The 12,921-nt window shown below is 49.1% G+C and carries 9 protein-coding genes and 2 pseudogenes; 2 read left to right on the forward strand and 9 right to left on the reverse strand.

Features of this window, described 5'->3' with window-relative positions; all coding sequences use genetic code 11:
• Positions 1-4: 4 nt before the first annotated feature.
• The 5 genes and pseudogenes from mrdB to LU633_RS08715 form a co-directional block, all read right to left on the reverse strand.
• On the reverse strand, positions 5-1,117 hold the full coding sequence (mrdB, locus tag LU633_RS08695; RefSeq protein WP_016191903.1) for a peptidoglycan glycosyltransferase MrdB: 1,113 nt from the start codon (positions 1,115-1,117) through the stop codon (positions 5-7).
• A gap of 2 nt (positions 1,118-1,119) precedes the next feature.
• Entirely contained in the window at positions 1,120-3,024 is a 1,905-nt protein-coding gene (gene mrdA / locus LU633_RS08700; RefSeq protein WP_016191904.1) for a peptidoglycan DD-transpeptidase MrdA, read from the reverse strand.
• A 32-nt stretch (positions 3,025-3,056) separates the two neighbouring features.
• Entirely contained in the window at positions 3,057-3,527 is a 471-nt protein-coding gene (gene rlmH / locus LU633_RS08705) for a 23S rRNA (pseudouridine(1915)-N(3))-methyltransferase RlmH (protein ID WP_016191905.1), read from the reverse strand.
• A 3-nt stretch (positions 3,528-3,530) separates the two neighbouring features.
• Positions 3,531-3,848, reverse strand: coding sequence for a ribosome silencing factor (rsfS, locus tag LU633_RS08710; RefSeq protein ID WP_016191906.1), 318 nt, complete (start codon positions 3,846-3,848; stop codon positions 3,531-3,533).
• A gap of 684 nt (positions 3,849-4,532) precedes the next feature.
• A pseudogene (locus tag LU633_RS08715) lies at positions 4,533-5,642 on the reverse strand (chitinase); the annotation flags it as partial.
• 810 nt (positions 5,643-6,452) lie between these two features.
• Between LU633_RS08715 and tnpA the strand changes: the two are divergent.
• Positions 6,453-6,889, forward strand: a pseudogene (tnpA, locus tag LU633_RS08720) (IS200/IS605 family transposase).
• Positions 6,890-7,262: 373 nt separating this feature from the next.
• On the opposite strand, the gene nadD reads toward tnpA, so the two are convergent.
• Genes nadD through leuS form a run of 4 tightly spaced genes read right to left on the reverse strand, consistent with a single transcriptional unit; the run spans position 7,263 to position 12,142 of the window.
• Positions 7,263-7,928 carry a nicotinate-nucleotide adenylyltransferase gene (gene nadD, locus LU633_RS08725; RefSeq protein ID WP_016191913.1) on the reverse strand — a complete coding sequence of 222 codons (666 nt, stop codon included), beginning with the start codon at positions 7,926-7,928 and terminating at the stop codon, positions 7,263-7,265.
• Positions 7,921-8,952, reverse strand: a complete 1,032-nt coding sequence (gene holA / locus LU633_RS08730) for a DNA polymerase III subunit delta (RefSeq protein ID WP_016191914.1) — start codon at positions 8,950-8,952, stop codon at positions 7,921-7,923. Before holA ends, nadD begins: the two co-directional genes overlap by 8 nt.
• The gene (gene lptE, locus LU633_RS08735) at positions 8,949-9,545 is read right to left on the reverse strand and encodes an LPS assembly lipoprotein LptE (RefSeq protein WP_040465706.1); all 597 of its coding nucleotides are present in this window, start codon (positions 9,543-9,545) and stop codon (positions 8,949-8,951) included. Before lptE ends, holA begins: the two co-directional genes overlap by 4 nt.
• A gap of 14 nt (positions 9,546-9,559) precedes the next feature.
• A complete protein-coding gene (gene leuS, locus LU633_RS08740; protein ID WP_016191916.1) occupies positions 9,560-12,142 on the reverse strand; it encodes a leucine--tRNA ligase in 2,583 nt (860 codons plus the stop codon).
• Between the two features lie 212 nt (positions 12,143-12,354).
• Here leuS and LU633_RS08745 point away from each other — a divergent pair, with 212 nt between their 5' ends.
• A complete protein-coding gene (locus tag LU633_RS08745; RefSeq protein WP_016191917.1) occupies positions 12,355-12,837 on the forward strand; it encodes a zinc ribbon-containing protein in 483 nt (160 codons plus the stop codon).
• The last annotated feature ends 84 nt before the right edge of the window (positions 12,838-12,921 follow it).

A 12,921-nucleotide genomic window follows, 5' to 3' on the forward strand; every position in this document is an offset into this window, starting at 1 on the left:
CCTCTCAAACGCTTTTTGATAACAGTTTTCGGTGGGTATGAATGGACATGATTATGCCAAACCCGGCCATAAGCACAATCAGGGCGGAGCCGCCATAGCTGACCAGTGGCAGTGGAACACCCACGACTGGCAGGATACCGCTTACCATACCAATATTTACAAAAACATAGATAAAAAAGATCAGCATTAATCCGCCGGCCATGACGCGACCAAAAGTGGTCTGTGCGCGAGCCGCCATCATCAGCCCGCGCATAATCAGCAAAATATATAAGCCCAGTAGCACCAGCACCCCGACTAACCCCAGCTCTTCAGCCAGCACTGCAAAGATAAAATCGGTATGACGCTCAGGCAGAAATTCGAGCTGCGACTGCGTGCCATGGAGCCACCCCTTACCGCGCAGACCGCCTGAACCAATAGCAATTTTTGACTGGATAATATGGTAGCCAGCACCCAGCGGATCGGTTTCCGGATCGAGCAGCATCATGACGCGGTTACGTTGATAATCATGCATCAAAAAGAACCACAGGATCGGAATAAAAGCGGCAACCAGCAGCAGGGCGATAGTAATCAATTTCCAGCTCATGCCGGAGAGGAATAACACAAACAATCCGCTGGCAGCGATCAGTATTGCGGTGCCTAAATCCGGCTGTGCAGCCACCAGGAGCGTTGGCATAAAAATGAGCACCAGCGCGATGGCGGTATTTTTCAATGTTGGAGGGCAAACATCGCGATTAATAAAGCGAGCAACCATCAGCGGGACGGCAATTTTAGCTATTTCAGATGGCTGAAAACGTACCACGCCCAAATCAAGCCAGCGTTGCGCCCCTTTACTGATATGTCCAAATGCATCCACCGCAATCAGTAATATGACGCAAAAAATATACATAATAGGCGCCCAGCCTTCATAAACCCTGGGTGGTATCTGTGCCATAACCAGCATCACGACGGTGCCCATCGCAATTTGTCCTAGCTTGCGTTCCATCATTCCCGGATCCTGACCGCTGGCGCTCCATATCACCAACGAGCTGTAGACCAGCAGGGCCGTAATAAGAATAAAAAAAGGTGGATCGACATGAATTCGGGTCCAGATAGTGCGCTTCTGATGACGGTCATTCATGATTATTCGCCTTCATAGCCAGAGGGTAAGGGGGTCGTATCTGGCAGATTGGTATTATTATCCCCAAGTATAATATGGTCGAGAATTTGACGTGTTATTGTGCCCACCGCTGGTCCGGCACCGCCGTTTTCGAGGATAATACTTACCGCCACATGAGGATTATCGAAAGGGGCATATGCGGTCATAAGCTTATGGTCGCGAAGGTGTTCAGCCACCTTATGTGCGTTATAAGTTTCATTGGCTTTCAGGCCAAACACCTGCGCGGTTCCTGATTTTGCGCCAATTTTGTAAGATGCGTCTGAAAAGCTTTTACGCGCGGTGCCGTTTGGCCGATGCGCAACGCCATACATGCCATTTTTAGCGATTTCCCAGTAACCTGAGTCAATATCTGCTACCTGCGCCGATTCGGGTTGTTGCCAGGGCACTTTTACATTATTGACCCGCGTTGAAGCCATCAAGTGCGGCGTTTTAATAATGCCGTTGTTAATCAGGATCATCATTGCTTTATTCATTTGGAGTGGTGTTGCTGTCCAGTAGCCCTGTCCAATGCCTACCGGAATGGTATCGCCCTGATACCACGGTTTCTTAAAGCGTTTCATCTTCCATTTTCGCGTAGGCATATTGCCCGGTGTTTCCTCAAGGAGATCGACGCCAGAAAGCTGACCATAGCCAAATTTGCTCATCCATTCAGCCAGACGATCAATACCCATATCATAGGCAACTTGATAGAAGAAGGTATCAGCGGACTCTTCAAGTGATTTTGTTACATCCAGTCGCCCGTGTCCCCAATGTTTCCAGTCGCGATAGTGTTTCTCCGTGCCGGGCAACTGCCACCATCCCGGATCGAACAGGCTGGTATTTTTGTTAATCACACCGGCAGAGAGGGCAGAGACGGCAATGTAAGGTTTTACCGTTGAGGCCGGAGGGTAAGCTCCTTGGGTGGCGCGATTAATCAGCGGGCGATTCGGATCGTTAAGCAGCGCGTTATAACCTTTGCTACTAATACCGTCGATAAAAAGATTCGGGTCGTAGCTGGGCATGGAAACCATTGCTAAAATATCGCCGTTACGGGGATCGGTGACGACCACTGCGGCACGACTTCCTGCCAGCAGCGTTTCAATGTACTGCTGTAGTTCCAGATCAATGGTAAGCCAGATATCCTGGCCTGCCTGAGGAGGTCGTTCATGCAACTGGCGAATCACCCGGCCCCGGTTGTTCACTTCAACTTCTTCATAGCCCGGTTTACCGTGCAGAATATCTTCGTAATAGCGCTCAATACCCAGCTTGCCAATATCGTGGGTTGCTGCGTAATCGGGTAGTTTGCCCTCTTTATTCAGACGCGCAATATCACGATCATTAATCTTTGAAACATAACCCAGAATGTGGGTAAGCGCAGAATTATAAGGATAATAGCGGCGCTGATACCCCTTAACTTCTACGCCAGGAAAGGCGTACTGGTTAACGGCAAAACGGGCAACCTCTTCTTCTTTCAGTCCTGTTTTGACTGTAATCGAGGTGAAACGACGGGAGCGCTTACGTTCTTTTTCAAATGCGATGAGGTCTTCATCGCTTAAATTGACAATTGGCTGCAATGCCAGCAGGGTTCTTTCGAGGTTTTCTACCTTTTCCGGCACCAGCTCAACTTTATAAATGGTACGGTTCATTGCCAGCGCAATACCGTTTCGATCATAAATGATGCCACGATTTGGCGCAACAGGAACCAGCTTAATACGGTTAACATTTGAGCGGGTGGTATAGTCGTCATAGCGGACAATTTGCAGGTGGTACAAATTGACCACCAGAATTGCGGAGAGGAGAAAAATGCCCAGAAAGGCGACGAGCGCCCGCCGAACAAACAGTGTTTGTTCGGCAGTGTAGTCACGAAAAAAGTTGCGCTGTAATTTCATCCGCTGCTTCAGGGTATCCGGTTGTTCTTGGGTTATTCACGATGATAGGGATGGTTTGATGTGATGCTCCAGGCCCGATAGAGACTCTCTGCCACCAGCACACGGACCAGCGGGTGAGGGAGCGTGAGTGCAGAGAGTGACCAGCTTTGTTCGGCAGCCGCTTTGCAGGCGGGAGAGAGACCTTCCGGACCACCAATCAGTAAACTCACATCACGCCCGTCCTGTTTCCAGCGCTCAAGCTGACAGGCAAGCTGTGGTGTTTCCCATGACTGACCCGGAATATCCAGCGTCACAATATGGTTGCCTTTGCCAACCGCGCTCAACATCAGGTCGCCTTCTTTTTCAAGAATACGTTTGATGTCCGCATTTTTACCACGTTTACCGGCGGGCACTTCGGTCAGTTCCAGCGGCATATCTTTGGGAAAACGGCGAAGATATTCCACAAATCCGGTGCTTATCCAATCTGGCATTTTGGTGCCGACAGCAACCAGCTGCAATTTCACGCATCAGCTCCAGAGTTTTTCGAGTTCGTACAAACGACGGCTCTCTTCTTGCATAACGTGAACAATGACGTCTCCAAGATCAACCACGACCCAATCCGTTGAAATCCTGCTGTCAACTGGCATCGCTTTCAAACCAGCTGCACGTGACGCCTGTACAACGTGGTCGGCAATAGACGCTACGTGGCGGGTTGACGTGCCGGTACAGATAATCATGCAGTCAGTAATACTGGATTTGCCCTGAACATTAACAGAAATAATATCCTGCCCTTTCAGGTCGCCGATTTTGTCGATAACGAAGTCTTGGAGTGTTTGTCCTTGCAAAAGGTTCACCTTTTTTTAATAATTGATTTCAATAAATTATAGCCTTAAGCGGCTTTGTTCGCAGTTTGTACAGGGGGCACCATTGATTTTACCTGAGCACTTAAACATCCTGATTTATCTTCAGACAGATTTCAAATGATGCACCCACTGTACTTCTTTAGCAAAGCCCCCAAAACGTTTCAGACAACTTTCGGGCTGGCGAAGCATTTTCCCATCTACACTTGTCTTTTTCGCGAGCTTTGCCGAAATGTTTTGTCAGTATTTTTCACGCAATGTCATCATCATCGATGATGTAAAACGCGCGGCAGCGAAGCATAACAGCCTTAAGATCGGTGTCAATGATGTGCAGGGTGATAGTGAACAGGATAAAAATGCCTGGGCTTGCGTGAGATCCTTGTGACGGGGTTTGCTGAACCAGCTAATCGCATTATTTTTTAACCAGCGTTCCCAGGCAGCCAGTCTCATACTCGAGACGTCAGGCAAGCCTGCATCGCTGAGAAACTTAAAGCGGTAAGAAGAGTACACGACAGCGCGATATGACGGCAAAAAACTGTGGATATAACGCGGCTACCGCGCTTTAAGCCCGGTGACTTCCTCATTAAACATAAGCATAAATTGTGGTGAATTTTATTTATCCTGAAAATGCGGTGGAGGCATTATTTCCCCCACTGCTGCCGGTTACTTATCGGTGATAACTAAATCAGGAAAGTGCTCTTTAACGCACTGGGTATAGTCCCCTTTCTTAAATGCGGTAAAAGGTGTCTGATAACTCACCAGCTGGCAGGCGTAGCTTTTTCCTCCGGGGTTGTTCTGGTTATAGTCCCAGATTTGTTCCCAATAGATAGGTAATGAACCAGCCCCACCTTCTGAAAACTGTTTCATATTTTTACAACCCGGCACTTCTTCTGGTGAAACAGGCACATTTAACTCTTTGGCGAAGGTTTCGTAATATTTGATACGGTTCAATGACTGGGCAATTTCAACGCTGTCGCTACCTTCCATATCACCATTAATAATTTGTGTGGTGACGCCAAAGCTCGGAACCAGACCATCTGCATTATCATATAAATTAGGCTGCCAGGTGCCATCAATGACAAACTGCATGCTGGGTTTGTGCGGTTGCGGATAAACATAGAAAAAGATTGCGCTGGCAAGATTAATTAAGTCCAGCCCGGTTTTGTTGGGCAGGACGCTTACATCGCCAGACATTGCTTCCGAGAAAGGGCCGTGGTTGTAATTATAACTAAGCTGTTTTGCACCACGCCCGAAATAGCTCAGATAGCATCCCTGGCGGTCTTTTCCGCAAGGCCAGGCTTTGCCCTGCCAGGTATCGGGATTACATTCGCCATTGTAACCATTTGGCTGTCCTTCAGCCTGGCCCATTTCACGAACTCAATGCAACCCCTGTCGCCATTCAGGAACATCACTGTGTACATTATGTTCGCCAGTTTCCTGGGCAAAATGGGCAAACATTGTGGCCAGCGTTTTGCGACAGATTTGGTCGGCATCGCGCCTGTCGCGATAGCTGCCACAGATATAAGGAAATTTACCGACGGTCTTGAGGAAACTATTATAAGTCTAGGTGGGATTGCGCTGAGGGAAGAGATGCTCCCAACGTTGGGCGTCGATGATATTTTCCACTCTCCGTACATTCTCTGGATTAGTTGACGACCCAGCCGTGATTTTTTCAACGGTGGCGTTATCAAGCGTGGCAATCAATACTTTTACTTCACCCATTAAACCGCCGCTGGTTAGCTTTGCTTCTGTTTGATCAAGTTCACTTTGCGGTAGAGTCATTACCGCTTCTGGTTGGCAGCCCTGACCTCCATCACTGCTGTCATGATAAACGGGCCATGCGGATTCCCAACTGTGACCAACTCCAGGTTCATAGGCGAGGGAGCTGCCGTTACACTATGCCGCAACGCCTTCTTTGCAGATAAAATTGCTGCCCGCATTACTGATAATATCACCTGATTTATACGCGGTGCCTGCGATATAAGGAGGGTGATCTGAAGGTTTGACTTCCGGCTCTGGTATGATCTCCGGCGCTGGCGTCACACCTGGGGCAGCGCTGTCACTGGCCTGCTCCCACGGTGAATCACACGGGTTTGCGACAACTTTATCAGGGCGTTGCCCTGCTGAAACTCATCATTTAGCGATATAAGTTTTACCGTCAAGGGTAGACAGGAGCCTGCCGGGTAACTCTGTTGTGGATTATATAATTCGTGAGCAAAGGCATCAAAAAACAGCGCAATACAGCCAACCAGAAGCCGCCTTTTTACCATCATCTTTTCTTTCTTCATGTTAAATTTTCCGCATCTACAGTTTGCTATCCCCACAGTTAACAATACCGATTTAACTTATTAGCGTGTTGCACTTGCAGGTGGGGTGCGAAGAGATTCTTTGATTTTTTGAAAAAGTTAGTAAATCAATAATGTTTAAAAAGCGGGTGGTGATTATTTTATATATCATCACTGAGTGATATTTATCCCTGCATGAACACCACCTCCTGTGGAGGTGGTCAGCAATAAGTTGGCTCTGCCAGTCATGCTACTCATGGGAAAATCCGAATCTGTTATCCCCATAACTGCCAGGGATTTAACCATGAGCAGATTCCAGAAAGCATCTCATGTGCTCTGGTGTTGTCAATATCATATCGTATGCACACCCAGGTACCGGTTTCGCATCCTCAGGAACAATGTTGGTAAAGAGGTCTGTAAGCAGATAAGGATCTCAGGTGAGCAGCCCGGGATAGAAGTAGTGGAGCTGAATGTCCAGAAAGACCATGTCCGTTTGCGGGTAAAAGTGCCTCCATGGCTTTCGATTTCCCATGTAACAGGCGACTTAAAGGGTAAAACAGCCCTTCGATTGTTCAGTAAATTTCCCTGCTTGCGTAAGAACAAGCAGTGGGGAATGATTTTTGGGCAAGAGGTTATTGTGTCGATACCGTAGGTACAAACGAAGAAATGATAAGAAAGTACGTGAAGCATCAGGAAAAACATGAAGTTGAAGAAAGCCAGCTTCCACTGAAAGAAGTGTGAAGGGAAGGCTCTCTGAGTCTGGACTTAGTGCGCCCCTGTGGGGCGAAATCAATGGCACCTGCTATGCAGGTGGTTTTTTACAGAAAACATTCAGTGCCATTCTCAGTTACAGATTGAGGAAATAATAATCTGCTATCATTGTTATCGAAATTTAGAAAATATAGCTTATTGTTTTATGATGGCTTATCTGTAGGTGTTTATTGTGTTATCAGTCGCTAAAGTTTGTTTTTTATTTTCCGATAGGTATAAATAAGGTAGATGCTATTGGTTAATCAGTTTTTTATTAAGTATGATTGAAATTAAATTAATCGTCTCTGCTAATTGTTTGAGGGAAGCTAACTGACTGATTAAGAACCAGGATTTTTATTGGTCATTACTCTGGTGTGGCTGAATATAAATTCTGTTGATTAATCCAGTCAATAACGTTATCAGGGAGTAAGTCATCACAAGGAAGACCTGCATGACGGCGTGCGCGTATTTCCGTTGCAGAAATTGGGAGCAGGGACGTTTCGGCTAAAAAAATGCAGCCTGAAGGCGACTGGTGCAAACGGGGGATGTCCGTAGTTTGATGCGATTGCAGCCAGTTATCCAGCGCCGGTGTGGGCATCTGATCAGAACATCCTGGACGTTTCAGAACGAGCAAATGGCAATAATAAAGTAACTCCTGCCAGCGGTACCACCTGTGGAGGTTGAGCAAGGAATCCTGCCCGATAATAAACCCCAGAGGCTGCTGCTCGCCTCGTTCTTTCCTCAATGCGATAAGCGTTTCGAGAGTATAGGAGGGGGTGTTACGCTGCATTTCGCGCAAATCGATATCAAACAGTGCATCGCCGGAAATGGCAAGCTCCAGCATTTTTACTCGTTGCGCGGGCGAGGCAATGGGTTGAGTGCGATGAGGTGGAATATTGTTTGGCATCAGCGTTATTTTTTGCAGATCAACCTGCGTGGCCAGCATTTTAACGGGTTTCAGATGTCCATAATGAACAGGATCAAAGGTGCCGCCAAACAATGCCTCTATCTGGCTGCTGTTTTCAGGCATGGTTAAATCCTGCCGTAACTAAGGAACTGCACAGCAATAATGTCAGCGTCTCCAGTTCCGGCCAGATATTCTGACCATAATCCTTCTTGAGGCTGATTTCCGTCTGTGCCAGCAGATGAATCGATTGAGTTACTTGCTTTGCTGAGAGGCGTTGCAGTGCTTCGCTGAACAGCGGCCGCCGATTTTGCCAGACGCGGTGTTGATCAAACAGTGTGCGCAGTGGAGCGTTATTCATTTGTCGCTGAAGGGTCAGTAACAACATCAATTCTCGCTGAAGCGTACGCATTAAAATAATCGGTTCGCAATCCTCAGACCGTAGCTGTCGCAGAATATGTTGTGACCGTTTACTTTTTCCTGCCAGAAGTGCATCAACCCAATGAAATGGCGAAAAATGTGCAGCATCGTTTACCGCCTGCTCTACGCGCGGTAGGGTCAGTTTGCCGTCAGGCCAGAGCAGCGAAAGGCGTTCCAGAGCCTGAGCCAGGGCTAACAGATTGCCCTCGTAGCAGTAGCAAAGTAACTGAATAGCGGCATCGTCCAGTGAGAGCTTCATACTTTTTGCTCTTGCTGAAATCCAGCGAGGCAGCTGGGCTTTCTCCGGCGTCTGGCACGGCACCTGCACAGCATTCAGACTAAGTGTTTTAAACCAGGCGCTGTTTTCCTGTGCTTTGCTGAGTTTGGGCAGGCACAGCATGAGCAAAATATCACTGTGTAGCAGAGTTGAAAGGGTTGTTAGCTGTTCTGCCATCGCGGCATTAGGGCCGTTTTCGGAAAATGACAGGGTCATTATTTGGCGACTGGCAAACAGACTTAAGGACTGGCAGGTGGCGAAGATTGACTGCCAGTCGGTATTCGCGTCGATCTCACTAGTGAAATGCTCGGCAAATCCCTGTGGTCGTGCGGCTAAACGCACAGCAGCCTGGCATTCCTGCAACAAAAAAGGTTCGTTACCGGTAAAGAGATAACAGGTGCGTAACCCTTCGTTAAGCTGTGCACTCAGTTGTTCAGGATAGGTTCTGATCATTTGGCGTAAGAAGTGCCCGGTATTGCGGAGCGTGGAGAGATAACGTCAGGTGCGGCGGGCGTTGAACTCAGCGTATTGACCGAGGTATCGTTCTCCGCGATATGCACTGTAAGCAGTTTACGAACCAGCTGCTGCGCTGCCTGTGTGCGCATTTCACTAACAATAATCGACTGTTCCGAGTCTTTTGCCAGTGCAGCGAGTGGGTTGTCGAAAAATGCCCGGTACACCGTTGTGCTGATGGGATAGATGCCCTTATTTGGCACCAGCACCTGTGCATTGACGGTCATCATTAGTGAATACTCGGCGGTTTTTCCATCTTGGAAAATGGTTGCCGTATCCTGATGCTGGGTTTCTGTTCCCAAACGCAGTGACGGCAGGTCTTTACGCAAACCGGGTTTATCAAGAATGGTCACGTTGTTAAGACGTAACTCTTCACGTACTGCGCGTGCCAGTGGTCCGTAAGGATCGCCGGAATCGACAATCAGGGTTTTCATTTCAGGAGGGACCGAGCTGGTCCCGCGTAAATGAAAACCACACCCTGCGGTGATCAACACCGCCATACTGACCAGCAATAACATTATCGGGTGTCGCACATTTCCTCCTGACATCAGCCCACGACCAGGTTCAGCAATTTGCCGGGTACGTAAATCACTTTGCGGATGGTGACGCCAGCAAGATATTTGGCGACCAGGTGCTCCTGTGCAGCCCGAGCCTGAACCTGCTCCTGCGTACTGTCTGCTGCAACGGTAATTTTGCCACGTACCTTACCATTAACCTGAACCACTACCAGCACAGAATCTTCAACAAGGGCGGTTTCGTCGGTTTCTGGCCATGCTGCATTATCAGCATCGCCGTTGCCGCCCAGCGCCTGCCACAGTACAAAGCTTGCATGTGGCGTGAAGGGGTAAAGCATGCGCACGACCGCCAGCAGTGCTTCCTGCATCAGTGCGCGATCCTGCTCGCTCTCCTGGGAGGCGCGCGTCAGTTTGTTCATCAGTTCCATAATGGCTGCGATGGCGGTATTGAAAGTCTGACGACGGCCAATATCGTCAGAGACTTTAGCAATGGTTTTATGCAGATCGCGGCGCAACGCTTTCTGATCTTCATTGAGCGTGGCGATGTTAAGGGCGACAGTTTCACCTTTATCAGTATGCTCAAAAACCAGCCTCCACACGCGCTTCAGGAAGCGGTTAGCGCCTTCAACGCCTGACTCCTGCCATTCCAGCGTCATTTCTGCCGGAGAGGCAAACATCATAAACAACCGCACCGTATCCGCGCCGTAGCGTTCAACCATGACCTGTGGGTCGATGCCGTTATTTTTCGACTTGGACATCTTGCTCATGCCGGCATAAATCAGTTCGTGTCCGGTCGCATCGGTGGCCTTAATGATTCGACCTTTCTCATCGCGTTCAACGGTCACATCAACCGGAGAAACCCAGTTACGTTCACCATTTAAGCCCTGATAGTAAAAGGCATCGGCCAGCACCATACCCTGACACAACAGGCGTTTGGCCGGCTCGCTTGAGTTAACCAGGCCAGCGTCCCGCAGCAGCTTGTGGAAGAAACGGAAGTAAAGCAAATGCATGATGGCGTGTTCAATGCCGCCTACATACTGGTCGACCGGCAGCCAGTAGTTCGCGGCTGCCGGGTCGAGCATACCCTTATCAAAACCCGTGCAGGTGTAGCGCGCGTAATACCAGGATGATTCCATAAATGTGTCAAAGGTATCCGTCTCACGCAGTGCAGGCTGTCCGTTTACTGTGGTTTTCGCCCATTCAGGATCGGCTTTAATTGGACTGTTAATGCCATCCATCACCACATCTTCTGGCAGAATCACTGGTAGCTGATCCTCTGGCGTTGGCATCACGGTGCCATCTTCCAGCGTCACCATCGGGATGGGAGCACCCCAGTAGCGCTGACGCGACACGCCCCAGTCGCGCAGGCGGTAGTTAACCTTGCGTTCACCAGCACCCTGTTCGGCCAGTTTGCTAGCAATCGCATTAAAACCATCCTCATAAGACAGGCCGTCGAATTCACCTGAGTTGAACAGCGTCCCTTTTTCGGTCATGGCTGATTCACGCAGGTCTGGTTCACTGCCATCGGCATTAAGAATGACAGGGACGACGGGCAATGCATATTTTGTGGCGAACTCCCAGTCGCGCTGATCGTGGCCGGGGACGGCCATAACAGCACCGGTGCCGTATTCCATCAGTACAAAGTTAGCAACCCATACCGGCAGCTTTTCACCGCTCAGTGGATGAACGGCAAACACGCCTGTCGCCACGCCTTTTTTCTCCATGGTGGCCATGTCCGCTTCAGCCACCTTGGTATTACGACATTCAGCGATAAAGTCTGCCAGCGCAGGGTTGCTGGCAGACGCCTGAGCGGCCAGATGATGTCCTGCTGCGACCGCCAGGCAAGTTGCCCCCATAAAGGTATCCGGGCGAGTGGTATAAACGGTCAGCGTTTCATGGCTGTCAGCTATGTTAAAGGTGATTTCTACACCCTCAGAACGGCCTATCCAGTTACGCTGCATGGTCTTGACCTGTTCTGGCCAGTTTTCCAGCGTATCCAAATCGTTCAGCAACTCATCGGCATAGGCGGTGATTTTGATAAACCACTGTGGAATTTCTTTGCGCTCAACTTTACTGTCACAGCGCCAGCAGCATCCTTCTATGACCTGTTCATTGGCCAGAACGGTCTGGTCATTTGGGCACCAGTTGACCGCAGACGTTTTTTTGTAAACCAGACCTTTTTCATAGAGCCGGGTAAAAAACCATTGTTCCCAGCGATAATACTCTGGCTGACAGGTTGCCAGTTCCCGGCTCCAGTCATAGCCAAAGCCCAGCAGTTTTAGCTGGTTCTTCATATAAGCAATATTGTCGTAGGTCCAGGGTGCTGGGGCCGTCTTGTTTTTTACCGCTGCACCTTCTGCGGGCAAGCCAAACGCATCCCAGCCAATTGGCTGCAATACATTTTTACCCAGCATTCGCTGATAGCGAGAGATGACGTCACCGATGGTGTAGTTACGGACATGGCCCATATGTAGGCGGCCAGAAGGATAGGGTAGCATGGAGAGGCAGTAGTACTTCTCTTTTCCTTCCTCTTCGACGACTTTAAACGTTTGCTTCTGGTCCCAGTGTTGTTGAACCTGGGATTCTATCTCTTCCGGGCGGTATTGCTCTTGCATGGCAGCCAGTGGTCCTTTGTAAACTTTAAACATTCGTTCAGATCGGCATAGCATAGCTGATCCCGCCCCGGCGCAACAACTGTATCCGGCCTGTCGACAGGCATTTCTCTGCAGGCTGTAAGGTAACTGGCAAAATTCATCGTTATCGCTTCGTCCTGGCGTGGCAGGCGCTAAACTAAAAATGTGATCAACAGGCTGCTGCCGGAGGAATAATGAACAAGGTTGCTCAGTATTACCGGGAATTAGTGTCTTCGCTGACTGAAAGAATTAATCAAGGGGAGCACGATATTGATGCACTGGTGGAAAATGCCCGCCAACGTATGAATAACCGCGGTGAGCTGACTCGTCATCAGATTGACGATGTTGCCAGGGCGGTACGCCGCGATCTGGAAGAGTTTGCCCGGAGCTATACGGAAAATCAGAGTGACAGCGACGGTAGTGTTTTTATGCGCATCATTCGTGAAAGCGTATGGAAAGAGCTGGCTGATATTACGGATAAAAGCCAGCTGGAGTGGCGTGAAGTTTTCCAGGATCTGAACCATCACGGTGTCTATCAGAGTGGTGAAGTTGTGGGACTGGGTAATCTGGTGTGTGAAAAATGCCAGTTTACCCGAGCGATTTACACGCCTGAAACGCTTACGCGCTGCCCGGAATGTGGCAACGACCAGTTTCATCGGCAGGCATTTATGCCCTAATGAAAATATCACTCGCAGTGATGCTGACAGGTAACAGGTGCCTGGAATGAACGGATTAAAAACGCCAGTGGTGAAATACCGGCG

The sequence above is a fragment of the Erwinia tracheiphila genome, assembly GCF_021365465.1.
In the GTDB taxonomy this organism is placed as follows: Bacteria; Pseudomonadota; Gammaproteobacteria; order Enterobacterales; family Enterobacteriaceae; genus Erwinia; species Erwinia tracheiphila.